Source organism: Streptomyces sp. NPDC058239, assembly GCF_042882185.1.
Lineage (GTDB): Bacteria > Actinomycetota > Actinomycetes > Streptomycetales > Streptomycetaceae > Streptomyces.
In genome coordinates this window covers 1-22,287 of sequence record NZ_JBHVWS010000046.1, presented here as the reverse complement: position 1 = coordinate 22,287, position 22,287 = coordinate 1, and the positions used below count along the sequence as shown (strand labels likewise).

Sequence of the window (22,287 nt, the reverse complement as noted above, 5' to 3'; positions counted from 1 at the left end):
GTCCGGCCGATTGTGGTCGGGCCCGTGCGGCCAGGAGTGGGTGGGCGTCGGTGCGGGTGTCGTCTCCGCAGGGGCCTGGGTGGGTGATTCCGTCTCCGAGGGGGTAAGGGTGGGCCGGCCGGTTTCAGATGCACCCGGATGCCCCGAATGCAGTGCCGCGTCGGGGCGCGCGAGCGCGCGTCAGGCCGTATCCGCCAGCAGTTCGGCCTCCACCCGCGGGTCCAGACCGACTGCGGGCCGGTCCGGCCGTTGCGGGGCCGCACCGTCCAGTTCGACCAGCCACTTCCAGGTATCGGCGACCGTCTCGTCGACCGGCCGGCAGCGCAGACCGGCCGCGTACGCCTTGCTGACGTCGCCCCGGTGCATGGTGTCGTACAGCTCGCCCGGCGGCAGCCAGACCGGCAGGTCGCTCCAGGGCTCCACGCCTGCCGCGAGGATGGTCCGAGCGGGTGTCCAGCGGAGTTCCGCGTCTGAGCCGGTGGCGCGCACACAGGCGTCCAGCAGCTGCCCCATGGTGGCGTGACCCGGGCGGCTGACCAGGTTGTACGGCCCGTGCAGACCACCGCGTCCCGCGTCCAGGAGCCAATCGGCGAGGTCGCGGGCGTCGATGTACTGGAGCATCAGGTCCGGTGTCCCCGGGGCCAGTACGGGCCCGCCGCGGGCGATCCGCAGCAGCCACCAGGGCAGTCTGCCCACGTTCTCCCAGGGGCCCAGGATCAGTCCCGCGCGGGCCAGCAGGGCCCGGTCCCCGAAGGCGTCGAGTGCGGCCAGTTCGCCACCGCGTTTGGCAAGGGGGTACGAGACGTCCCCACCGGCGTCGGGCGAGGCGCCGGCCACCAGCGGGCCGTCCTCGGGCAGACCGGCCGGGGCCGGGTAGTCGTACACGGAACGGCTGGAAACATACGCGTACCGGGCGGCCCGGTCGGCCAGGAGACGGGCCGCGTCCCGTACGGCCGAGGGGGCGCCGCTCCAGGTGTCGACGATCAGGTCCCAGTCGGGCGTGCCCCCGTGGCGGCCGGCGGCTGCGGCCAGCGCGGCGAGGCCGTCGCCGGTGGTGCGGTCGCCGAGGAGTTCCGTCACGCCCTGCGGGGGTGCGTGACGGCCGCGGTGGAACACCGTGACCTCCCAGCCGCGCGCGAGCGCCGCCTCGGTTACGGCGCGACCGACGAATTCCGTACCGCCCAGCATCAGAAGCCTCATGGGACCGACTCTGCCCGCCGGACGGCCGGACCGGAACAGGTCCTCGCTCTCGGCAGAATCGGACGGCGGTCCTTCACTGTGTGCGGGCGAGCGGGCTGCGGTTGCGCAGCAGCCACTGGTGGTACCCGGCCGCCCGCTGGGCCGCCTCCCGGTAGGCCGCCTCCAGCTCCCCGTACACCGTCGCCATGTCGGCGCCCGGCCGGGACACCAACAGCAGCCGTACGGCCAGGGGGTCGTCGCGCAACGGACGGATCGCCATGTCGTCGCGCGGCCCGGAGGTGGGCTGGCAGGGTGCGACCGCCTCGCCGAGCACGACGAGGGACGCGGCGGTGAGGTAGTCGCCGTGCAGGACGGTCGGCGCGAGGCCCGCCTCGCCGAACACCCGGCGCAGCCCGTCCCATTCGCCGTCCACCGTGGGGTCGACCATCCACCGGTCGGCGGCCAGGTCCACGAGGTCGACCACGGGCCGGGCGGCGGCCGGATGGTCCCGGGCCATGGAGATGAACTGCGGCTCACGGTCCAGGAGTACGCGCTGCTCCAGGCCCTCCGGGATGGCCAGCGGACAGCCCTCGACCTCGTGCACGAAGGCGACATCGAGCCCGCCCGCATCGACCGTATGCAGCAGGGCACTGGCCGATACGTCGACCCGCAGCGAGATGTCCGTGCCGGGCAGCCGGAGCCGCAGCCTGCGCAGCCAGCCGCCGATGACCCGGCTCGCGGTGCAGCCGATGCGCAGCCGCGGGCCCGAGGCGCGGACCGCGTCGGCCTCCGCCTTCGCCTCGCTGACCAGGGCGGTCATTCCGTCGACCAGGGGGCGGGCCCGGCTGAGGACGGCCCGGCCGAGCAACGTCGGCCGGCAGCCGGTCCGTTCGCGGCTGAACAGCTCGGCGCCCAGAGTGTTCTCGATCCGCCGCAGCTGGGTGGTCAGGGAGGGCTGGCTCACGCCCAGCCTGCGGGCCGCTCGGTGCAGGCTGCCCGTGTCGGCGATGGCGCACAGCGCCCTGAGGTGTCTCACCTCAAGCTCCATACGGTCGAGCGTAGGACGGCGGGCCACTGTCGCACCAGACGTCCCAATCCCATCAAAGTCCGTTAATTCACCGGGAGTTGGTGGAGTCGTCGACAACGGCACCGCTGGTGGCGATAGGCCGGTGCTATCGCCGGTTGACATCATCCGCCACGGCTTCCGCTCCCCGACACTCTCTCCGTACCGCACCCCGTCCGAGTCCGATGACCGGACGGGTTCATCGGACAGGCAATCGGTAGGAGACCCCCCATGAGACACCCCAGGACCGTCATGTCGGCCGTGGTCGGCCTCGGCTTCGGACTCGCGGCCGCGCTGGGCACCGCACCCGCCATCGCCTCCTCTCCCGCACCCGCCGCACCCCCCGCCGCCGCCTCCCAGGCCCACGCGGGCTACACCTCCGACTCCGGGTCGCACGAGAGCGCCGCCGCGAACAAGGCGTTCTTCGAGGCGGTCGCCAAGTCCGTCGCCAAGAAGCGGGCGGCGAACCCCGGCACCCAGGCGGTCACCATCGTCTACAGCACCGCCAACGCGCCGAGCTTCCGCTCCGAGATATCCAGCAGTGCGCAGATCTGGAACAGCTCGGTCTCCAACGTCCGGCTCCAGGAGGGCTCGAACGCCGACTTCGCCTACTACGAGGGCAACGACCCGAGCGGCTCGTACGCCAGCACCGACGGGCACGGCAACGGGTACATCTTCCTCGACTACGCACAGAACCAGCAGTACGACTCGACCCGCGTCACCGCGCACGAGACCGGTCATGTGCTCGGCCTTCCGGACCACTACTCCGGTCCGTGCAGCGAGCTGATGTCGGGCGGCGGCCCCGGCACGTCCTGCACCAACCCGTATCCCAATGCGAACGAGCGCAGCCAGGTGAACTACCTGTGGCAGAACGGCTTCGCTGCCACACTCGCCCGCAGCGGCTCCTGACCACTGTCCGGCTGCTCAGCGGCACCGGGGGCCACCTCGTAGGACGGGGTGGCCCCTTGAGCCCCTGACGGACGGATGAACGCTCACCCCCACTTGATCCGCCCGCAGCGAACGGGCCGCGCGCGCCACTCGTTCCGGGGGATGCTGGAAACGGCCACCACAAGCGGGCCGCCCCCCATGGAGGTATGAGCGTGAGCGAGCGTCCCGAATCCCTGCACGAAGCCGTCGGCGGCATGGACGCACTGCGCCGGCTGAGCAACACCTTCTACGACAACGTGCTGGCGGATCCGCTGCTCGCACCCGTCTTCGCGGATTTCACCCCGACCCATATCGAGCATGTCGCCGTCTGGCTGGCCGAGATCTTCGACGGTCCCGCCGACTTCACCGCGCAACACGGTGGCCACCAGGCCCTGCTGCGCGCCCACCTCGGGCTGTCCATCACCGAGCCGCAGCGGCTGCGCTGGATGGAGCTGATGACAAACGCCGTCGAGAAGGAACTCCCGGACGACGCGCTGCTGCGCCGCCGGATCCTGGAGTACTTCGACTGGGGCACGGGCATCGCCCGCGATGTGTCGGCGTCCCCGGTCGGCGAGGACCTCGGCGATCCCGGCCCGACGCCGCGCTGGGGCTGGGACGGCCTGCGCTGACCTACGGGTTGTTGAGTGCGGTGCGGACCAGGGTCAGCAGCTCGTCCTCGGTCATCCCCAGCTCGCGCGCATCCGCGACCACTTCGCGTACGCGCTCCAGCAGCCGGGCCCGGTGCGGGGACGCGCCGCCGGTGACGACCGCACCGCGCCCCCGGCGCAGTTCGATCAGCCCCTCCTCGCGGAGCTGCTGATAACCCCGCAGCACCGTATGGACATTGACCCCCAGGGAATCGGCGAGCACCCGGGCGGCGGGCAGACGCTCGCCCGGCACCACCGCCCCCTCGGCAACGGCGCGGCGCACGGACGCCGCGATCTGATCACCGAGCGGCACGGTGGAGGTGGGATCGACCCGGAAGAGCATGGTCAGTGCTCCGCTCGGCGCTGGTCGATGAGAGTGTTGAGGAGCGCAGCGCCGGTCGCCGAATCGTCGACGGTCACCGCGAAGTCCCGGCCGCCGGCCAGTGTCGCCACGATTCCCTCACCGGAGCGGATCATGACACCGCTCCGTCCCGGACGGATGCGATAGCCCCAACCCCCGTACTCGGCGAGTGGGTTGATGTCCCTGCTGGTCGCGGCCTCGATCCGGTCGAGCGGCACTCTGAGGCGCGGCCAGGGCAGCATTCCCGAGATGGTGATGCCGCGCCGGTCCACCACCACGCACGGCCGGGCGAAGGCGGCCAGCAGCACACCGAGGAGCAGCAGCGGAATCGCGGCCGCCCAGCCCGAGACGAACAGCAGCACCACCCCGCCGGCCACGAGCGCGAGCGCGATCAGCGGCAGCCACCAACTCCCGGTGCTGCGCGCCCATCCGGCGACCTCCCCGTCGGCGAGCGCGATCCGCGCACCGTCCCCGGCCTGCCCGGTCGCGGCCGGCTGCTTCGGTACGGGACCGAGCGCGGCCAGCACCATCCCCAGCCCTCCGGCGAGCGCGGCGACCCCCAGGGCGACGGCGAGCTGCCACATCGGGAACGACGCACCTTGCGCCTCCCCCTGCGCATTCTCACTGGCATCCACGTTGGCGAGCAGCACGGCCGCCATCACCCAGCCGAGGAATCCGGCGAAGGCATATCCACCGGCGACCAGCCAGCGGTAGGCCCACCCGTAGAACTTCCCCCGTACCACCGTGAGGGCCCACAGAACACCGGTCACGGCGAACAGCAGCACGTTGGCCACGGCGTGCCACACCTGCCCCGTATAGCCGTCCGCCCGGCCATCGGCCTGGAAGTGACTGGCCAGTTGTCCGGGGAGCCGGTCGCGGAAGACGGCGAGCAGCACCAGATCGGCGACGAGCGCGAGCAGGAACGGCAGGGCGACGAGAGTCGCGCTGCCCAGATTCTTACGCTTCATGAAAACCTCCATTGTTTGCATGCTAGTAGAACAATGGAGGCATGGCAAAGCTTTGACGGCATGCCGTCGGGATGGCATGCCGTCGGGATGGCGGGATCAGGTACGGACCGCCCTCGTCGTGGTCAGGAACGGTCCGCCGAGCAACTGGAGGGCGACAACAACCGGTCAGGCAGTAAAGATCAAGCCAGCTCCAGCGGGAACGCACCCCGGTGCCCGGTTCCGGCGCCCCGGTCCGGGCGGGGCTCGTACTCGCGGCAGCTCCAGATCTCCTGGACGAATCCGGTCCGCCGGTCCCACAGATCCAGGACATCGCCCTCACCGGCCGCCCCGCGATAGGCGTCCTTGGCGCCCCGGAAGCATGCGAGGCCGCCGGAGAGGCCGCGGCCGGGGGCCGGGAAGTAGTCCGAGAAGGCGCAGGCGATGCAGGTCTGCAGGCGCACGCCGGGCGGCAGGGCGCGCTGGATCGTGGCTAGGGCGGAGGCGAAGTCGCTCTCCGCGCGATGGGACCGGTAGGCCGCGCCGCCGAACTGCAGCTCCAGGTAGAGATACGGATCGGGGCGGCGCAGCGACAACAGGCAGCTGAGCGTGGCCTGATGGACCGCTTCGTCCCAGAGGACCGGGAGCGGCAGGTCCCACTCCAGGACACAGTCGCCCAACGCACCGTCCACCAGGGCGAACTGCTCGTCGGCCGGTGGTGTGCCGGCCGCCGGGGTGAGGCCGTCGAAGCTTTCGCCCTCGAAGTCGATGCCCCTGATCCGGAGGCGGAGTTGCTGTCCGTCGGTGGTGAGGATGACGGCGTCGGAACCCTGTCGGTCCCGGTACCACCCTGCCCATGACTCATCTGTCATGGGCACGGACTGTAGCCCGTGCCCATGACAGTCGCCCGGTCGCCCTCCTTTTCTTCTCACGGGCCTTGTGACCTCGGCACCTTGCTCCGTCCTCCTTCCTCCGCCCCCTTCGCTGTTCTCGGCTCACCGCTCCTTTCTCCGTGCCCCCTCCGATCCCGCTCCGTGTCCCGCTCCCTCCTTTCTGCGCTCAGTGCGTCCGGCGGGTGACGAACTCCGCCAGGGTCAGGAGATCGCCCGCCGGGGCCAGGTCGGGGACCGCCCGGGACAGGTGGTGGACCGCGCGTGCCATCCGGTCGGCCGCGCAGATCTGAGCCCAGTCCCGGCCGCCGGCCCGGTCGACGGCATCGGCGGCACGGCTCACCTCACCGGGCGTGTTCATCGATCCCCGGTAGAGCGCGGCCAGTTCGGCCGCTGCGGGCGTGCCGGAGGTCAGTGCGGCGACCACGGGCAGGGACTTCTTGTGGGCGGCGAGATCCGCCCCGACCGGCTTTCCGGTCTGTGCCGGATCCCCCCAGATGCCGATCAGATCGTCGATGAGCTGGAAGGCGAGGCCCGCCTCCCGGCCGAATCCGTCCATCGCGCCGACCGCCCGCTCCCCCGCGCCGGCGTACAGCGCACCCAGTGCGCAGGCGCAGCCGAGCAGGGCGCCCGTCTTGGCGGTGGCCATGGTCAGGCACTCGTCCAGCGAGACTTCGTCCGGACCGCGTTCCTCGAAGGCGCAGTCGGCCTGCTGGCCCGCGCACAGCTCGATGACACAGGTCGAGAGCCTCGCCGAGGCGCGGGCCGAGGCCGGGCCGGTGTCCTCGGCGATCAGCCGCTGGGCGAGGGCGAGCATGGCGTCGCCGGCGATGACCGCGTCCGGAATGCCGAAGACCGCCCAGGCCGTGGGCCGGTGCCGACGGGTCCGGTCCTCGTCGATGACGTCGTCGTGCAGCAGGGTGAAGTTGTGGGCCAGCTCCACGGCGACGGCTGCCCGTACCGCCCGTTGCGGGTCACCGCCCAGCGCCCGTGCGGCGGCGAGGACGAGCGCGGGCCTGATGGCCTTGCCCGCCCGCCCCGATGACGGGGTGCCGTCGGCCTGCTGCCAGCCGAAGTGGTACATGGCCACGCGCCGGATCGATCCGGGCAAGGAGTCGACGGCGGCGTGCAGTTGGGGATCGACGAGGGTGCGCGTCTGTTCCAGGAGGGCTGTGGCCTCATGGCCCTGCGTTGCGAGGGCGGCCGGGTCGTTGTCGCCCGGGGCCCGGGGTGTGGGTGGTTGGGGTGCATGGTGGGTCTTCACTGGGGCGTCCTCCCGAGGCCGCCCCGGGCACGGCTGCCCGGTGGCGGAGGTTGACAGGGGCCCGGACATCGCCGTCCGGGCCCCCGATGGGCTACCGCCAGCGACTGACCTCTACGTTTTCCAGTACGCCGAGGGCGTCCGGTACGAGGACGGCTGCGGAGTAGTAGGCCGTCACCAGGTAGGAGATGATCGCCTGCTCGTCGATGCCCATGAACCGGACCGACAGGCTGGGCTCGATCTCGTCGGGGATACCGGTCTGCTGCAGTCCGATGACGCCCTGCTCGGCCTCACCCGTCCTCATGCAGATGATCGACGTGGTCCGGGCGTCGGTGACCGGGATCTTGTTGGACGGGAAGATCGGTACGCCCCGCCAGGCCGGCACATGGTGTCCGCCGACCTCCACGCTCTCCGGCACCAGACCGCGCTTGTTGCATTCACGGCCGAACGCGGCGATGGCCCGCGGATGCGCGAGGAAGAGCTTCGAGCCGCGGCGGCGCGAGAGCAGTTCGTCCATGTCGTCCGGGCCGGGCGCCCCGTCGTGCGGCTGGAGGCGCTGCTCGTAGTCGCAGTTGTTGAGCAGACCGAACTCCCGGTTGTTGATCAGCTCGTGCTCCTGGCGCTCGCGCAGCGCCTCGACCGTGAGCCGCAACTGCTGCTCGGTCTGGTTCATCGGCTGGTTGTAGAGGTCGGCGACCCGGCTGTGGACCTTCAGCACGGTCTGGGCGACGCTCAGTTCGTACTCGCGCGGTGCCGATTCATAGTCCACGTACGTGTGCGGGACGACGGCTTCGCCGACATGGCCGGCGGAGAGATCGATCTCCGCCTCGCCGTACTTGTTGGTGCGCTGCTGCGGAATGCTGAGCAGTGCGGCGAGATGGGTGCGGAGCGAATCCGCGCGCTCGGCAAGATTCAGCACATCGGCCCGCCTCAGTGTCAGCACCGTGCAGGCGGTGACGGCACGGGCCGTGTACTCCCAGACGGCGTCGCCGTCGATCAGGGCATGGTCGCCGAAGTAGGCCCCGTCGGCGTGGACCCCGAGCACCGCCTCGTCCCCGTACGGGCCGGTGCCGACCTTCTCGACCTTGCCGTGCGCCAGCAGGAAGACACGGTCCGCCGTGTCCCCCGCACCGGCCAGCACCTGGCCTGCGGCGATTTCACGCTGCTCGCACCGCCGGGCCAGCTCGCCGAGCACCTCCTCGTCGCCGAACTCCCGCAGGGCGGGGAGCTCTCCGAGTTCGGCGGGGATGACCGCGACCCGGTCACCGGTCTGCACGAAAGTCACCCGGCCGTCCCCGACCGAGTAGCTCAGCCTGCGGTTCACCCGGTAGGTGCCACCCTGCACCTGCACCCATGGCAGCATCTTCAGCAGCCACCGTGAGGTGATCTCCTGCATCTGCGGAGCGGACTTGGTGGTCGTCGCGAGGTTCCGCGCCGCTGCCGTGCCCAGACTCTGCTGTGGCGGCACCGGCGCGTTCTGAACCTCTTCACCAACGGACATCTGACGTCCTCTCGATCATCGGCTGACCTGCGTGAAGAAGCCTTTCAGCACGGAGAGTCGGCACGCCATTACACAAAAGAGTGTGACTATTCGGGCTTTGGGCTGGGCACGACGCTCAGCGATGTCCACGGATCCCATTAATTTGCATCCCTGATGCAACATATCTATCGTGTCCGTCATGCGGCTGACGAGATTCACCGACGTGGCGCTGCGCGTACTGATGCGCCTCGCCGTCGTGGAGAACGAGGACCCGCCGACCACCCGGGAGGTGGCGGCGACCATGCAGGTGCCGTACACCCACACCGCGAAGGTCGTCGCCAGGCTCCAGCACCTCGGCCTCATCGAGGCGCGCCGGGGCCGCGGCGGCGGGCTCAGCCTCACCGGAGCGGGCCGGGCCGCCTCGATCGGCGGACTCGTCCGGGAGCTGGAGGGACCAGGCGACGTCGTCGAGTGCGAGGGCGCCACCCCCTGCCCCCTGCGCTCGGCCTGCCGGCTGCGCGGCGCCCTGCGCCGGGCGGAGGAGGCCTTCTACGCCTCGCTCGATCCCATCACCGTCGCCGAACTCGTCACCTCCCCCACCGGACCGCTGCTCATCGGCATCAGCAGCGGCCGCCCGGCCACCGACTGAGCCACCGCACACCGCACCACGGGCGCCATCGCCCGGTTTCACACTGCTCAAAAATGCGAATCTCAAATACCAATTCAATGACCCAGGAGTCACCGATGCTCTCCGAGACGTCGACCGCCACCGTCCGTGCCACTCTCCCCGCCGTGGGAGCGGCCATCGGAGACATCGCCGATCTCTTCTACCGCAAGCTCTTCGACGCCCACCCCGAGCTGCTGCGTGACCTCTTCAACCGCGGCAACCAGGCATCCGGCGCCCAGCGCCAGGCTCTCGCGGGCTCCATCGCCGCCTTCGCGACCCAGCTGGTCGAGCACCCGGACACCCGCCCCGATGTGATGCTCAGCCGGATCGCGCACAAGCACGCCTCGCTCGGCATCACCGCCGCCCAGTACGACATCGTGCACACCCATCTGTTCGCCGCCATCGCCGAGGTGCTCGGCGACGCGGTGACCCCGGACGTCGCCGCCGCCTGGGACGAGGTCTACTGGCTGATGGCGGGCGCCCTGATCTCGATCGAGGAGCGGCTGTACGCACAGCAGGGCGTCGTCGCCGGTGACGTGTGGCGCGAGTGGGAGGTGGCCGCCCGGATCGAGGAGACGGCGGATGTCGCCACTTTCCAGCTCCGCCCGGCAGACGGCGCACCCGCCCCCGCCTTCCGCCCCGGCCAGTACGTCTCCGTACAGGTGGAACTCCCCGACGGGGCCCGCCAGATACGCCAGTACAGCCTCTCCAGCGCCCCCGGCTCCCCGCTCCGTTCGATCACCGTCAAGCGGGTGCACGGCGGCGGCTCACCCGATGGCGAGGTCTCCCGTCATCTGCACGCCGAGGTCGGGGCGGGCGACCGGCTGCGCGTCTCCGTCCCGTACGGCGATCTCGTTCTCGACTCCGCCGACGCCCCGCTCCTGCTCGCCTCCGCGGGCATCGGCTGTACCCCGATGCTGTCGATGCTGGAACACCTCGCGGCGACCGGACACCGCGCCCCGGTCACCGTCGTGCACGGCGACCGCTCCCCCGCCGACCACCCGATGCGCCACGACCACGCCCTGCTCACCGGCAAACTCCCCGACGCCATCGCCCACTTCTGGTACGAGACCCCGGAGCCCGGCCACCCCGCCGACCGCACCGGCCGGGTCGACCTGAGCGGCCTCGCGGTCGCCCCCGGCACCCACGCCTACCTCTGCGGACCACTGCCCTTCATGCGCGCCGTACGCACCCAGTTGCTGGCCAAGGGCGTCCCGGCGGCGGACATCCATTACGAGGTGTTCGGCCCCGACCTGTGGCTCGCCCAGGGCTGAACCCGGCCCACCGCTCGCGGAATTGACCGCATCGGTTCGCACACGGACCGAACAACCGGTCCGGGGATGGCCCGGAGACCGACATTCCGATACAAGCGCATTAAAGCCCGGTCCCCCACGCGCAAAAGGAGTCGGCCATGTCCTCACCCATGTCCGCGAGCACCTTTCTGGAAGCCCTGATGAACGAGGGGCTCACCATCGTCCAGATCGGCGACTGGCGCACCCACAACCGCAACCACAAGGGCCCCTGGGGCCCGGTCAACGGCGTGATGATCCACCACACGGTCACCGAGGGCACCGCCTCCACCGTCCGCATCTGCCGCGACGGCCATCCGGAGCTGCCCGGCCCGCTGTGCCACGGCGTGATCGCCAAGGACGGCCGGGTCCACCTGGTCGGCTACGGCCGCGCCAACCACGCCGGACTCGGCGACGACGACGTGCTGCGCGCCGTCGTCGCCGAGAAGCGCCTCCCGTCCGACAACGAGGCCGACACCGACGGGAACAGGCACTTCTACGGCTTCGAGTGCGAGAACCTCGGCGACGGCGAGGACCCCTGGCCCGACGAACAGCTCGAAGCGATCGAGAAAGCCGCCGCCGCGGTCTGCCGTCACCACGGCTGGACGTCCCGCTCGGTGATCGGCCACAAGGAGTGGCAGCCCGGCAAAGTCGATCCCCGCGGCTTCTCGATGGACTCCATGCGGGACCGGATCCACGACCGCCTGAAATGACCCGCACCCACCCGGCGCGGCATGGCACGGCGACAATTGCGGCATGCGCTCCGAAGCACTCGACCTCTCCCGCCTGCGGCCGGTACTCCCCTCGCCCCTGCAACCGGCCGAGGACGGACGCTTCGCGCGCCACGGCGTACGGCTGCTGCTCAAACGCGACGATCTGATCCACCCCGATCTCCCGGGCAACAAATGGCGCAAACTCTCCCCCAACCTGCGGGCCGCCGCCGGGCGCACCGTGCTGACCTTCGGCGGCGCGTACTCCAACCATCTGCGGGCCACCGCCGCCGCCGGACGGCTGCTCGGCTTTCCCACCATCGGGGTCGTACGCGGTGACGAACTGGCCGACCGCCCCCTCAACCCCTCGCTCGCCCGCTGCGCCGCCGACGGGATGACCCTGCACTTCGTGGACCGTACGACGTACCGCGCGAAGGCCGATCCAGAGGTCCTGGCGGGGCTGCTGAGCGCCTTCGGGGACTGCTGCGTCATCCCGGAGGGCGGCAGCAACGCCCTGGCCGCACAGGGCTGTACGGAGCTGGGCCGCGAGCTGCGCGGCCGGGCCGATGTGGTCGCGGTTGCCTGCGGCACCGGGGGCACCCTCGCCGGACTGGCTGCCGGCCTCGCACCGGGGCAGCGCGCCCTCGGTATCCCGGTGCTGCGCGGCGGCTTCCTCGGTGACGCGGTACGGGAACTGCAGCAGGAGGCGTTCGGCGGGCCCGCCGGGTCGTGGTCCCTGGACGAGCGCTTCCACTTCGGCGGCTACGCCCGTACGACCCCGCAGCTGCACGCCTTCGCGGACGACTTCGAGCAGCGGCACGGGCTGCCCGTCGAGCGCCTCTATGTCGCCAAGCTGCTGTACGCACTCACTGCGCTGGCCGAGGAGGGCGCGTTCCCCGCGGGAACCACGGTCGCGGCCGTCGTCACGGGCCGGCCGCAGGCGCATCCCACCGGACGGAACACCTAAGGCGCTTGCGACTCCTCCCGGTAGGCAGCAGCCTCCTCCAGGTCGAGCCGTCTGAGCAGCGTGCGGAGCATCTCGTCGTCGATCTGCCGCTCGTCCCGCAGCCGTACGAAGACCTCGCGCTCGGCTTCGATCATTTCCCTGGCCAGGCGCCGGTACGTGTCGTCCGCCGACTCCCCGGTCACCGGATTGGCCGCACCCAGCCGCTCCCACACCGCGTTGCGGCGGCGCTCCAGGACGGTGCGCAGCCGGTCGGCGAGCGGTCCCGGCAGCGAGTTGCGCCGGTCGGTGAGCAGTTCCTCCAGGCGCGCCTCGGCGGCCGTGGACGCCTCGCTCTGCGCCTGCGCCTCGGCCAGGGTATCCGCCGTGACATCGCGCCCCGGAAGCTTCAGGACGCGCACCAGCAATGGCAGGCTGAGCCCTTGGACGACGAGAGTGCCGATGACGGTGGTGAAGGTCAGGAACAGCACCAGATTGCGGGCCGGGAAGGCCTGCCCGTCGGTCGCGAGCACGGGGATGGAGAAGGCGATGGCGAGCGAGACGACCCCGCGCATCCCGGCCCAGCCCACGATCAGCGGCGCCGTCCAGTTGGTCTCGGGCTCGCGCTCCCTGATCCGTTTCGACAGCCACCTGGGCAGATACGTCGCCGGGTAGACCCAGACGAAGCGGACCACGACGACGGCGAGGAACACGGCCACCGCGTGCCAGAGGACGTCTGCCACTGCGTACGTGCCGAGCCCCGTCAGCACGAAGGGCAGCTGGAGCCCGATCAGCGCGAAGACCGCGGACTCCAGGATGAACGCGACCATCTTCCAGACGGCTGCCTCCTGGAGCCGGGTCGCGAAGTCGACCTGCCAGGAGCGGTGGCCCAGATAGAGCGCGACGACGACCACGGCGAGCACTCCGGAGGCGTGCACGCGTTCGGCCGCCGCGTACGCCACGAAGGGGATCAGCAGCGACAGCGTGTTCTGCAGCAGGGCTTCCCTGAGGTGCGTGCGGAGCCAGTGCAGCGGCACCATCAGCGCCAGGCCGACCACGACGCCGCCGACCGCGGCGAGGAGGAATTCACCGATCCCGGCACCCCAGCTCATGCCCTCGCCGACGGCGGCGGCGAGGGCCACCTTGTAGGCAGTGATCGCGGTGGCGTCGTTCACCAGGGACTCGCCCTGCAGGATCGTCGTGACCCGGCCGGGCAGCCCGACCCGGCGGGCGATCGCGGCGGCCGTGACGGCGTCCGGCGGGGCGACGACCGCGCCGAGCACCAGCGCGGCGGTGAGTGGCAGGTCCGGTACGAGGCGGTAGGCCAGCCAGCCGACCGCGACGGTCGCGAACAGGACGTAACCGACGGAGAGCAGCGCGACCGGCCGGAGATTGGCCCGCAGGTCGAGGTACGAGCTGTCGACGGCCGCCGTGTAGAGCAACGGCGGCAGCAGCAGCGGCAGCACGATGTGCGCGTTCAGGGTGTACGTCGGCACCCCGGGCAGATACGAGGCGATCAGCCCCACCGCGACCAGCAGCAGGGGGGCCGGCACCGGGGTACGGCGGGCGGCCCCTGCCACGGCCGCACTGGCCGCGACCAATGCCACCAGCGGCAATGCGTCCATTTCACGGTCCTCGCATCCGTCGTAACCTGACAATCATGAGTGATTGCGCGCATGTGTCCGAACTGCCGCGCCCCGAGCCGGCCCCGCTCAGCGAGACCTGCCTCGGGTGTCTCGAGGCGGGCACCCACCCGGTGCAGCTGCGACTCTGTCTGCTCTGCGGTCATGTCGGCTGCTGCGATTCGTCACCGCTGCAGCACGCCACCGCGCACTTCAAGGAGACCGGTCATCCGGTGATGCGGAGCTTCGAGGCGGGCGAAAGCTGGCGCTGGTGCTTCGAGGACGGTTCGATCGTCTGACGCCTGGGTACGTCAAACCGGCGCCGGTTGTTCGTAATTGACCGCCGCAGACCTCTACCCACTGTGTGTACTCATGGGCTTACCATGAGTGACAGCCATGGGCTGGGGGTCCGGCGACACGGCATCATGGATCGCGATAGCGTCGCCGGACCAGAACCGAAGACGTACCGCATGGCTCCGGGGCACCCTTCCCGGATCCTCGAAAGAGTTTGTGCCACCTTGGAGGTGAGGGTGTCCCAGATCGCAGGCGAGCCCGGGAATCAGGACTTCGTAGAGGTCCGGCTGCCCGCTGCGGGTGCCTACCTGTCGGTGCTGCGTACGGCAACGGCCGGTCTCGCAGCGCGCTTGGACTTCACTCTCGACGAGATCGAGGATCTTCGCATCGCGGTCGACGAGGCCTGCGCGATCCTGCTTCAGCAGGCCGTGCCGGGCTCCGTCCTCAGCTGCGTCTTCCGACTCATCGAGGATTCTCTCGAGGTGACGGTGTCGGCCCCCACGACGGACGGCCGGGCGCCCGAGCGAGACACCTTCGCCTGGACGGTGCTCTCCGCACTGGCAGGAAAGGTCGACTCCTCGGTTGCCGACGACCGTACTGTCAGCATCAGCCTCTACAAACAGCGCGGCGCGGGACCCGGGCCGGCGTGAGCAACGGGAACGGGGACGGTCCTGTGCGGGACGAGACGATCCGACCAGGGGTGGTGCGACCAGCAGGCATCCCGGAACAGCAGGCCCTGCCCCATCCGGAGGACGGGGCGGACGGGCCTGCGGGCCGTACGGTCGCGGTGGAGCAGTCGCAGGCGGAGCGGGCAGGCCAGATGAGCGAGCACGGGCACCACGATCCACACGACCGCAGCGGGGCGCGGGCGCTGTTCATCGAACTGCGCAAGCTTCCCGACGGGTCGGCCGAGAAGGCGGAGCTGCGCAATCAGCTGGTGCGGATGCATCTGCCGCTCGTGGAGCATCTGGCCCGCCGGTTCCGCAATCGCGGCGAGCCGTTGGACGATCTGACCCAGGTCGCCACGATCGGCCTGATCAAGTCGGTGGACCGGTTCGACCCGGACCGCGGCGTCGAATTCTCAACGTACGCGACCCCCACGGTCGTCGGCGAGATCAAGCGCCACTTCCGTGACAAGGGCTGGGCGGTCCGGGTGCCGCGCCGGCTCCAGGAGCTGCGGCTCTCGCTCACCACGGCCACCGCCGAACTCTCCCAGCAGCACGGCCGCTCGCCGACGGTGCACGAGCTGGCGGAGCGGCTGGGCATCTCCGAGGAAGAGGTCCTGGAGGGCCTGGAATCGGCCAATGCGTACAGCACGCTCTCGCTGGACGTGCCGGACACGGACGACGAGTCCCCGGCGGTCGCGGACACGCTGGGCTCCGAGGACGAGGCACTGGAGGGCGTCGAGTACCGGGAGTCGCTCAAGCCGCTGCTGGAGGACCTGCCGCCGCGCGAGAAGCGGATTCTGCTGCTGCGCTTCTTCGGCAACATGACCCAGTCGCAGATCGCGCAGGAGGTCGGCATCTCGCAGATGCACGTCTCGCGGCTGCTGGCCCGCACGCTGGCGCAGCTGCGCGAGCGGCTGCTCATCGAGGAGTAGCGCAAAGGGCCGATCCGGGCGCGGGTGGGCCGGCGGAAACGGCCGCGCCCACGCGCGGCAGCGGCGCCCGGAGGTCAGCTCGTGCGTGCAGCCCCTGCGCCCGGGGAGTCGTCGGCACCCGAAGGCCGCCTCACCCGGACACCGGGCATCCGGCTCAGGCGTCCGGCGTGGTGCCCGGTCGGCGGATACCGAGTGCCTCGACCGTCGTCGGCCTGACCAGCTGGTAGAGCGCCGTCAGGACCACCGCGGCGAGGACGATCCCGGCCGGGATCAGTACGCCGTGGGACCTCAGCAGCGTCCAGGCCACCGGAAGCGCGATGATCTGCGTGATGAGCGCGGGGCCGCGGCTCCAGCTGCGCCGCCGCAGCAGACCACGCGCGGCGAACAGCGGGATCAGGCCGAGCGCGATCAGCGTGAGGCCGCCCATCTCCGCCTGCTGCGGGCTCTCGGGGCGCCCGAGCAGCCCCATCACCAGCATGTAGATCCCGCCGCCGACGAGCGCCGCCCCTTCCAGAGCGGTGAGTCCGGCCACGAGAGTGATCCTGCTCGGCTTCGCCTGTCCGACCGACGGCGAAGGCGACGAGGAGGGCGTGTTCTGCTGAGTACTCACCCTTGCAGGTTGACATCCCGGCCCTGCGAAAGCGAAGCCGGGGTCGGGAAGGGTAAGGAAAACGGACGGCCACCCCCCGTCCGACCGCGCCCGGTCGTCACCGAGCGTGAAGGTCATGGGGCAGGACTTCAGAGCGATACCACGCGGTAGGTAGTCTGGCCGTCATGCGCGCACTCCTTGTGGTCAATCCAGCAGCTACCACCACCAGTGCGCGGACGCGTGATGTGCTCATCCACGCGCTGGCCAGCGAGATGAAGCTGGAGGCCGTGACCACGGAGTACCGGGGCCACGCCCGGGACCTGGGGCGGCGGGCCGCGGACTCCTCGGAGATCGACCTGGTGGTAGCCCTGGGCGGCGACGGCACGGTCAACGAGGTCGTCAACGGACTGCTCCACAACGGCCCCGACCTGGACAACCTGCCGAGTCTCGCGGTGGTTCCCGGTGGCTCCACCAATGTTTTCGCGCGCGCCCTGGGCCTGCCCAATGATGCGGTGGAGGCGACCGGCGCGATCCTGGACGCGCTCGCCAACCACACCGAACGCACGGTCGGTCTCGGGCTGGCAGCCGGCACCCCGGGCACCGAGGACGAGTCGGTCCCGGAGCGCTGGTTCACTTTCTGCGCCGGTCTCGGATTCGACGCGGGCGTGGTCGGCCGGGTCGAACAGCAACGCGAACGCGGCAAGCGCTCGACGCATGCGCTGTATGTACGCCAGGTGGTCCGGCAGTTCCTGGAGGAGCCGCACCGGCGGCGCGGGGTGATGACACTGGAGACGCCCGGACAGGAACCGGTCACCGACCTCGCGCTGTCCATAATCTCCAACACCGCACCCTGGTCCTACCTGGGGAATCGCCCGTTGTACGCGTCCCCGAAGGCCACCTTCGACACCGGCCTGGACGTGCTCGGACTGAAGCGGCTCTCCACCCCGGCGGTCACCCGCTACGGCACCCAGCTGCTCACTTCGAGCCCGGAGAAGGGCCCGTCCGGCAAGCACGCCGTTTCACTCCATGACCTCACGGACTTCACCTTGCATTCAAAGGTGCCACTGCCCTTCCAGATGGACGGCGACCACCTGGGAGTGCGTACCAGTGTGACGTTCACAGGCGTACGCCGTGCACTGCGTGTGATTGTGTGAGTGGAAGGGACCAAAGTCCTTTAACTCGAACGTTTGGGCTGGGCTCCACCCCATAGAAGTACGGCTGTGACCTAGTCGACACCGAGGAATCAAAAAAAAGTTTCCAGAAGGGGTTGTATCCGCAGCTGAGGTTTGCGAATCTCTACATGGCGATCGGGACGGCCCGCAACAACGGCCTCCACTGAGAGCCAGAACCCCTCCTCACTTCACAGGACCACAACCAGTTCATCTGGGCGTCGGCCCATCAGCTGCGGGGGGATTCGTGAAAGCGTTCACATTCACAAGCAACAGTATGTAATTACCAAGGAGAGGTAGCAGCCATGGACTGGCGTCACAACGCCGTTTGTCGTGAGGAAGACCCCGAGCTGTTCTTCCCCATCGGCAACACCGGTCCTGCGCTGCTGCAGATCGAGGAAGCCAAGGCCGTCTGCCGTCGCTGCCCCGTCATGGAGCAGTGCCTGCAGTGGGCGCTCGAGTCCGGCCAGGACTCCGGCGTCTGGGGTGGCCTCAGCGAGGACGAGCGCCGCGCGATGAAGCGCCGTGCCGCTCGCAACCGGGCGCGTAACGCCAGCGCCTGATCCGACGCCACCGCTACGAGCCTCAGCCGGGCGGCGCGTACAGAGCGTACGCACAACCCCGCCCCCCGAGTCGCAGCGCGCAGTACCCCCGAAGCGCATGCATGAACAGTGAGCCCGGACCGTGATCAACGGTCCGGGCTCACTGCTGTGTTCGTGCCTTGCCGACCGCCGGGGCTACTTCTCGGCGCTGACCGGGATGTCGAGGACGACCTGGGTGCCGCGGTCCGGGGCGGGGACCATGCCGAAGGTGCCGCTCAACTCGCCCTCCACCAGCGTCCTCACGATCTGCAGCCCCAGGTTGCCGGCGCGCTGCGGGTCGAAACCCTCGGGCAGCCCGCAGCCGTCGTCCTGGACCGTGATCAGCAGCCGCGTCCCGGCAGAGGAACCGCCGCGTACCGCCGACACCTCCACCGTGCCGGACTCGGCAAGGGTGAAGGCGTGCTCCAGGGCGTTCTGCAGGACCTCGGTGAGCACCATCGCCAGCGGTGTGGCCACTTCGGCGTCGAGAATGCCGAAGCGTCCCGTACGGCGGCAGGTGACCTTGCCCGGGGAGATCTCGGCGACCATCGCGATGACCCGGTCGGCGATCTCGTCGAACTCCACCCGCTCGTCCAGATTCTGGGACAGCGTCTCATGGACGATGGCGATCGAACCGACGCGCCGTACCGCCTCGTTGAGCGCCTCGCGACCCTGGGCCGAGTCCATCCGGCGGGCCTGGAGCCGCAACAGGGCAGCGACGGTCTGCAGGTTGTTCTTCACCCGGTGGTGGATCTCCCGGATGGTGGCGTCCTTGGTGATCAACTCCCGCTCGCGGCGGCGCAGTTCGGTGACGTCCCGGAGGAGGACCAGGGAGCCGATCCTGACCCCCTTGGGCTTGAGCGGGATCGCCCGGAGCTGGATCACCCCGCCCGCGCACTCGACCTCGAACTCACGGGGCGCGTAGCCGCTGGCGAGTTTGACCAGGGCCTCGTCAACCGGGCCGCGGGAGGGGGCGAGTTCGGCGGTGATCCCGCCCAGGTGCTGGCCGACCAGGTCGGAGGCGAGGCCGAGGCGGTGGTACGCGGAGAGACCGTTGGGGCTGGCGTACTGGACGACTCCGTCGGCGTCGAGCCTGATCAGCCCGTCGCCGACGCGCGGCGATGCGTCCATGTCGACCTGCTGGCCGGGGAACGGGAAGGACCCGGCGGCGATCATCTGGGCCAGGTCGGAGGCCGACTGGAGGTAGGTGAGCTCCAGCCTGGACGGTGTACGGACGGTCAGGAGGTTGGTGTTGCGGGCGATGACACCGAGGACCCGGCCCTCACGGCGTACGGGGATCGACTCGACCCGTACCGGCACCTCCTCGCGCCACTCCGGGTCGCCCTCGCGCACGATCCGGCCCTCGTCCAGCGCCGCGTCGAGCAGCGGGCGGCGGCCGCGCGGCACCAGGTGGCCGACCATGTCGTCCTGGTAGGAGGTGGGACCGGTGTTGGGCCGCATCTGGGCCACGGACACATAGCGGGTGCCGTCGAGGGTGGGCACCCACAGCACGAGGTCGGCGAAGGACAGATCGGAGAGCAGTTGCCACTCCGAGACCAGCAGATGCAGCCACTCCAGGTCGGTGTCACTGAGGGCTGTGTGCTGGCGGACCAGGTCGTTCATGGAGGGCACGTGTGCGAGCGTACCCGCGGATGGGCAATGGTTCCGAACCGAACGACCCGGCCGCGCGTGTAAAGGTAGAGGACCCGGAAAATTGCGGCGGTCCGATGGATGGACACGGGTGAATGGTCTAGTCCACAATGCTCAAGACAGAGCTTCCGCTCTCCCCGCACAGGAGAGTGGATCGAGGTACCCGCGCTCTCTGCCCTGACTGCGCAGGCACCTCTCCCCGGCCGGGGGCACCGCACACCGCCGGCCGAGCAACTCCGGGCTGCGGTGCCGGACGGGCTGAGGGTCCCGTCCCGGCGCCGCGGCCCGCGGGTGTTCTACGGGCGTCGCCCGTGCCCGGCCCCGTGATCAGCGGGTCTCGGTGACCTTGGCCAGCGCACGCGGCGCGTCCGGGTCCTGACCGCGGGCGATCGTCACCTCGTATGCCAGCATCTGCAGCGGCAGGATCTCCAGGATCGGCTGGACCTCTTCGGCGACCCCAGCCGTCGGCAGCACGAAGCCCGCGGACGCCGCCTCCACCTGGGCCTTCGGGCCGACCACGAACAGGTCCGCGCCACGGCCGCGCAGCCGGTCCAGGACCGGCTGGAGGGCCTCGCCGCCCCGGCCGTCCGTGACGACGGCGATCACCGGGGAGATGTTGTCGACCATGGCGAGCGGGCCGTGCAGCAGATCGGCGCCGGAGTAGGAGAGAGCCGGGATGTAGCTGGTCTCCATCAGCTTCAGAGCGGCTTCCTTGGCCGTGGGGTAGCCGTAGCCGCGTGAGGTGATGACCATGCGCTCGGCGAAGCGGTAGCGCGAGGCCAGGGTCTTGACCTCGTCCCTGCGGGCCAGGATCGCCTCGGCCAGCTCCGGCAGGATCGCGGCGGCCGCCCCGTCGCCGCCTCTCAGCCCCTCCACGAAGAGGTAGAGGGACAGCAGCGACGCGGTGTACGTCTTGGTGGCCGGGAGGGCCTTCTCCGGGCCCGCCAGGATGTCGATGTGGTGCTCGGACACGGCGGCGAGCGGCGAGTCCGGGTTGTTGGTGACGGCCAGGGTGATCGCGCCGGCCTCGCGGGCCGCTCCGGTGGAGGCCACCAGATCGGGCGAGCCGCCGGACTGGCTGACGGTGACGACCAGGACATCCTTGAGGTCCGGCTTGGCGCCGTACGCGGTGGTGGTGGACATCGAGGCGAGACCGCAGGGCAGGCCGAGCCGGATCTCCAGCAGGTACTTGGCGTAGAGCGCGGCGTTGTCCGACGTACCGCGGGCGGTGAGGAGGACGAAGCGCGGCTTCTTCGCCGCGATCCCGGCGGCCACCTCGCGGATCCTGGGGGCGCCCCGGTCGAGGATGCGCCTCAGCACTCCGGGCTGTTCGGCCATCTCGCCGGACATGATCCGGCCCGGCCGCTCACTCTCCCCTGCCGAAGTCGTGGCGGACATGTCGAGTGCCTCCCAGGGGTGTCCCGGTGCGTCAGGAACGCCGTTCGACCAAGTCGACCACGGCGAACCGGACACTCGCCAGCGGGCCGCGGCCGGGGCGGGTACGGCCGTCGTGTCCGCGTTACCGGATTCTGCTAGATTGGACCCCGATTGGTCTATACCACATGATTCAACTCTCAGATCGGCAGGCCCCGCGTGGAAGTTGTCATCGTCCCGGACGCCAAGGCAGGCGGCGAACTCATCGCGGAAGCCATCGGCGCCCTGCTGAGCCGCAAGCCCGACGCCCTTCTCGGCGTTGCCACCGGCTCTACCCCGCTGCCCATCTACCAGGCGCTGGCGGCCAAGGTCCGCTCCGGCGCCGTCGACGCCTCGCGCGCCCGCATCTGCCAGCTCGACGAATACGTCGGGCTGCCGGCGGGCCACCCCGAGTCCTACCGCTCCGTGGTGCTGCGCGAGGTCGTCGAACCGCTCGGCCTGTCCGAGGCGTCCTTCATGGGCCCCGACGGCTCCGCCGAGGACGTCCTGGCCGCCTGCCAGGCATACGACCAGGCGCTCACCGAGGCCGGCGGGGTGGACCTGCAGCTCCTCGGCATCGGCACCGACGGGCACATCGGCTTCAACGAACCGTGCTCCTCGCTCGCCTCCCGTACGCGGATCAAGACGCTCACCGAGCAGACCCGGGTCGACAACGCGCGCTTCTTCGACAACGACATCACGCAGGTGCCGCACCACGTGATCACCCAGGGCATCGGCACCATCCTGGAGTCCCGCCACCCGATCCTGCTCGCCACCGGGGAGGGCAAGGCGGACGCCGTGGCGCAGACGGTGGAGGGGCCGGTGGCCTCGATCGTGCCCGCGTCGGCGCTGCAGTTGCATCCGCATGCGACGGTGGTGGTGGACGAGGCTGCCGCGTCGAAGCTGAAGCTGGCGGACTACTTCCGCGCCACGTATGCGGCGAAGCCACTGTGGCAGGGGCTTTAGTCGTACCGGACGTGAGGAGTGGGCCGGGGCACCCGTGGTGGG

The 22,287-nt window shown here is 70.2% G+C and carries 23 protein-coding genes; 12 read left to right on the top strand and 11 right to left on the bottom strand.

Going from position 1 to position 22,287, the window contains the following annotated elements; genetic code table 11:
• Window positions 1-180: 180 nt before the first annotated feature.
• Window positions 181-1,188: an NAD-dependent epimerase/dehydratase family protein gene (locus tag ACFVYE_RS35060; RefSeq protein ID WP_389608168.1), complete on the bottom strand. Its 1,008-nt coding sequence runs from the start codon at window positions 1,186-1,188 to the stop codon at window positions 181-183.
• Window positions 1,189-1,273: 85 nt separating this feature from the next.
• Window positions 1,274-2,227: a LysR family transcriptional regulator gene (locus tag ACFVYE_RS35055; RefSeq protein ID WP_383972449.1), complete on the bottom strand. Its 954-nt coding sequence runs from the start codon at window positions 2,225-2,227 to the stop codon at window positions 1,274-1,276.
• Between the two features lie 267 nt (window positions 2,228-2,494).
• Here ACFVYE_RS35055 and snpA point away from each other — a divergent pair, with 267 nt between their 5' ends.
• Both snpA and ACFVYE_RS35045 read left to right on the top strand, forming a co-directional pair.
• Entirely contained in the window at window positions 2,495-3,151 is a 657-nt protein-coding gene (snpA, locus tag ACFVYE_RS35050; protein WP_383972465.1) for a snapalysin, read from the top strand.
• Window positions 3,152-3,342: 191 nt separating this feature from the next.
• Window positions 3,343-3,798 (top strand): group II truncated hemoglobin, encoded by a 456-nt coding sequence (locus ACFVYE_RS35045; RefSeq protein WP_383972447.1) that lies wholly within the window; start codon window positions 3,343-3,345, stop codon window positions 3,796-3,798.
• A gap of 1 nt (window position 3,799) precedes the next feature.
• Here the strand turns inward: ACFVYE_RS35045 and ACFVYE_RS35040 are convergent, their stop codons facing one another.
• From ACFVYE_RS35040 to ACFVYE_RS35020, 5 genes are all read right to left on the bottom strand, one after another.
• On the bottom strand, window positions 3,800-4,159 hold the full coding sequence (locus ACFVYE_RS35040; protein ID WP_351256520.1) for a GntR family transcriptional regulator: 360 nt from the start codon (window positions 4,157-4,159) through the stop codon (window positions 3,800-3,802).
• 2 nt (window positions 4,160-4,161) lie between these two features.
• A complete protein-coding gene (locus ACFVYE_RS35035; RefSeq protein WP_389608140.1) occupies window positions 4,162-5,145 on the bottom strand; it encodes a DUF1648 domain-containing protein in 984 nt (327 codons plus the stop codon).
• Window positions 5,146-5,324: 179 nt separating this feature from the next.
• A complete protein-coding gene (locus ACFVYE_RS35030; protein ID WP_389608139.1) occupies window positions 5,325-5,993 on the bottom strand; it encodes a DUF6304 family protein in 669 nt (222 codons plus the stop codon).
• A 187-nt stretch (window positions 5,994-6,180) separates the two neighbouring features.
• A complete protein-coding gene (locus ACFVYE_RS35025; RefSeq protein ID WP_389608138.1) occupies window positions 6,181-7,344 on the bottom strand; it encodes a family 2 encapsulin nanocompartment cargo protein polyprenyl transferase in 1,164 nt (387 codons plus the stop codon).
• 22 nt (window positions 7,345-7,366) lie between these two features.
• Window positions 7,367-8,773, bottom strand: coding sequence for a family 2B encapsulin nanocompartment shell protein (locus ACFVYE_RS35020; RefSeq protein WP_389608137.1), 1,407 nt, complete (start codon window positions 8,771-8,773; stop codon window positions 7,367-7,369).
• Between the two features lie 178 nt (window positions 8,774-8,951).
• Here ACFVYE_RS35020 and ACFVYE_RS35015 point away from each other — a divergent pair, with 178 nt between their 5' ends.
• From ACFVYE_RS35015 to ACFVYE_RS35000, 4 genes are all read left to right on the top strand, one after another.
• Complete coding sequence (locus ACFVYE_RS35015) at window positions 8,952-9,401, top strand: RrF2 family transcriptional regulator (RefSeq protein WP_383972438.1); 450 nt, start codon at window positions 8,952-8,954, stop codon at window positions 9,399-9,401.
• A gap of 95 nt (window positions 9,402-9,496) precedes the next feature.
• Window positions 9,497-10,693 carry a globin domain-containing protein gene (locus ACFVYE_RS35010; protein ID WP_383972436.1) on the top strand — a complete coding sequence of 399 codons (1,197 nt, stop codon included), beginning with the start codon at window positions 9,497-9,499 and terminating at the stop codon, window positions 10,691-10,693.
• 137 nt (window positions 10,694-10,830) lie between these two features.
• Window positions 10,831-11,421, top strand: coding sequence for an N-acetylmuramoyl-L-alanine amidase (locus ACFVYE_RS35005; RefSeq protein ID WP_383972434.1), 591 nt, complete (start codon window positions 10,831-10,833; stop codon window positions 11,419-11,421).
• Window positions 11,422-11,464: 43 nt separating this feature from the next.
• On the top strand, window positions 11,465-12,385 hold the full coding sequence (locus ACFVYE_RS35000; protein WP_383972433.1) for a 1-aminocyclopropane-1-carboxylate deaminase/D-cysteine desulfhydrase: 921 nt from the start codon (window positions 11,465-11,467) through the stop codon (window positions 12,383-12,385).
• Here the strand turns inward: ACFVYE_RS35000 and ACFVYE_RS34995 are convergent.
• Window positions 12,382-13,986: a Na+/H+ antiporter gene (locus ACFVYE_RS34995; protein WP_389608136.1), complete on the bottom strand. Its 1,605-nt coding sequence runs from the start codon at window positions 13,984-13,986 to the stop codon at window positions 12,382-12,384. The two genes, ACFVYE_RS35000 and ACFVYE_RS34995, sit on opposite strands and share 4 nt — an antisense overlap.
• Window positions 13,987-14,021: 35 nt before the next feature.
• Here ACFVYE_RS34995 and ACFVYE_RS34990 point away from each other — a divergent pair, with 35 nt between their 5' ends.
• The 3 genes from ACFVYE_RS34990 (at window position 14,022) to ACFVYE_RS34980 (ending at window position 15,877) form a co-directional block, all read left to right on the top strand.
• Window positions 14,022-14,282: a UBP-type zinc finger domain-containing protein gene (locus ACFVYE_RS34990; protein WP_327273003.1), complete on the top strand. Its 261-nt coding sequence runs from the start codon at window positions 14,022-14,024 to the stop codon at window positions 14,280-14,282.
• Window positions 14,283-14,513: 231 nt separating this feature from the next.
• On the top strand, window positions 14,514-14,927 hold the full coding sequence (locus ACFVYE_RS34985; protein WP_073781878.1) for an anti-sigma regulatory factor: 414 nt from the start codon (window positions 14,514-14,516) through the stop codon (window positions 14,925-14,927).
• On the top strand, window positions 14,924-15,877 hold the full coding sequence (locus ACFVYE_RS34980) for an RNA polymerase sigma factor SigF (protein ID WP_383972429.1): 954 nt from the start codon (window positions 14,924-14,926) through the stop codon (window positions 15,875-15,877). The genes ACFVYE_RS34985 and ACFVYE_RS34980 overlap by 4 nt, the downstream gene beginning before the upstream one ends.
• A 154-nt stretch (window positions 15,878-16,031) precedes the next feature.
• Here ACFVYE_RS34980 and ACFVYE_RS34975 read toward each other — a convergent pair whose 3' ends face one another.
• A complete protein-coding gene (locus tag ACFVYE_RS34975) occupies window positions 16,032-16,409 on the bottom strand; it encodes a hypothetical protein (protein WP_383972464.1) in 378 nt (125 codons plus the stop codon).
• Between the two features lie 242 nt (window positions 16,410-16,651).
• Here ACFVYE_RS34975 and ACFVYE_RS34970 point away from each other — a divergent pair, with 242 nt between their 5' ends.
• Together ACFVYE_RS34970 and ACFVYE_RS34965 are read left to right on the top strand one after the other, a co-directional pair.
• On the top strand, window positions 16,652-17,620 hold the full coding sequence (locus ACFVYE_RS34970) for a diacylglycerol/lipid kinase family protein (protein ID WP_383972427.1): 969 nt from the start codon (window positions 16,652-16,654) through the stop codon (window positions 17,618-17,620).
• A gap of 320 nt (window positions 17,621-17,940) precedes the next feature.
• A complete protein-coding gene (locus ACFVYE_RS34965; RefSeq protein ID WP_003953983.1) occupies window positions 17,941-18,198 on the top strand; it encodes a WhiB family transcriptional regulator in 258 nt (85 codons plus the stop codon).
• Window positions 18,199-18,372: 174 nt separating this feature from the next.
• Here ACFVYE_RS34965 and ACFVYE_RS34960 read toward each other — a convergent pair whose 3' ends face one another.
• Window positions 18,373-19,839 (bottom strand): sensor histidine kinase, encoded by a 1,467-nt coding sequence (locus tag ACFVYE_RS34960; RefSeq protein ID WP_383979305.1) that lies wholly within the window; start codon window positions 19,837-19,839, stop codon window positions 18,373-18,375.
• 354 nt (window positions 19,840-20,193) lie between these two features.
• Window positions 20,194-21,264 carry an SIS domain-containing protein gene (locus ACFVYE_RS34955; protein ID WP_383979301.1) on the bottom strand — a complete coding sequence of 357 codons (1,071 nt, stop codon included), beginning with the start codon at window positions 21,262-21,264 and terminating at the stop codon, window positions 20,194-20,196.
• Window positions 21,265-21,459: 195 nt separating this feature from the next.
• On the opposite strand from ACFVYE_RS34955, the gene nagB reads away from it, so the two are divergent.
• Entirely contained in the window at window positions 21,460-22,245 is a 786-nt protein-coding gene (gene nagB / locus ACFVYE_RS34950; protein WP_383979298.1) for a glucosamine-6-phosphate deaminase, read from the top strand.
• Window positions 22,246-22,287: the final 42 nt, after the last annotated feature.

Coding starts and splice junctions, on each gene's coding strand:
- ACFVYE_RS35015 (WP_383972438.1), top strand. CDS start 8,952: ATGCGGCTGACGAGATTCACCGACGTGGCGCTGCGCGTACTGATGCGC.
- ACFVYE_RS35025 (WP_389608138.1), bottom strand. CDS start 7,344: ATGTCCGGGCCCCTGTCAACCTCCGCCACCGGGCAGCCGTGCCCGGGG.
- ACFVYE_RS34960 (WP_383979305.1), bottom strand. CDS start 19,839: ATGAACGACCTGGTCCGCCAGCACACAGCCCTCAGTGACACCGACCTG.
- ACFVYE_RS35010 (WP_383972436.1), top strand. CDS start 9,497: ATGCTCTCCGAGACGTCGACCGCCACCGTCCGTGCCACTCTCCCCGCC.
- ACFVYE_RS35060 (WP_389608168.1), bottom strand. CDS start 1,188: ATGCTGGGCGGTACGGAATTCGTCGGTCGCGCCGTAACCGAGGCGGCG.
- ACFVYE_RS35005 (WP_383972434.1), top strand. CDS start 10,831: ATGTCCTCACCCATGTCCGCGAGCACCTTTCTGGAAGCCCTGATGAAC.
- snpA (WP_383972465.1), top strand. CDS start 2,495: ATGTCGGCCGTGGTCGGCCTCGGCTTCGGACTCGCGGCCGCGCTGGGC.
- ACFVYE_RS35020 (WP_389608137.1), bottom strand. CDS start 8,773: ATGTCCGTTGGTGAAGAGGTTCAGAACGCGCCGGTGCCGCCACAGCAG.
- ACFVYE_RS34995 (WP_389608136.1), bottom strand. CDS start 13,986: ATGGACGCATTGCCGCTGGTGGCATTGGTCGCGGCCAGTGCGGCCGTG.
- ACFVYE_RS35035 (WP_389608140.1), bottom strand. CDS start 5,145: ATGAAGCGTAAGAATCTGGGCAGCGCGACTCTCGTCGCCCTGCCGTTC.
- ACFVYE_RS34990 (WP_327273003.1), top strand. CDS start 14,022: ATGAGTGATTGCGCGCATGTGTCCGAACTGCCGCGCCCCGAGCCGGCC.
- ACFVYE_RS35000 (WP_383972433.1), top strand. CDS start 11,465: ATGCGCTCCGAAGCACTCGACCTCTCCCGCCTGCGGCCGGTACTCCCC.
- ACFVYE_RS35040 (WP_351256520.1), bottom strand. CDS start 4,159: ATGCTCTTCCGGGTCGATCCCACCTCCACCGTGCCGCTCGGTGATCAG.
- ACFVYE_RS34965 (WP_003953983.1), top strand. CDS start 17,941: ATGGACTGGCGTCACAACGCCGTTTGTCGTGAGGAAGACCCCGAGCTG.
- ACFVYE_RS34970 (WP_383972427.1), top strand. CDS start 16,652: ATGCGCGCACTCCTTGTGGTCAATCCAGCAGCTACCACCACCAGTGCG.
- ACFVYE_RS34955 (WP_383979301.1), bottom strand. CDS start 21,264: ATGTCCGCCACGACTTCGGCAGGGGAGAGTGAGCGGCCGGGCCGGATC.
- ACFVYE_RS35030 (WP_389608139.1), bottom strand. CDS start 5,993: ATGACAGATGAGTCATGGGCAGGGTGGTACCGGGACCGACAGGGTTCC.
- ACFVYE_RS35055 (WP_383972449.1), bottom strand. CDS start 2,227: ATGGAGCTTGAGGTGAGACACCTCAGGGCGCTGTGCGCCATCGCCGAC.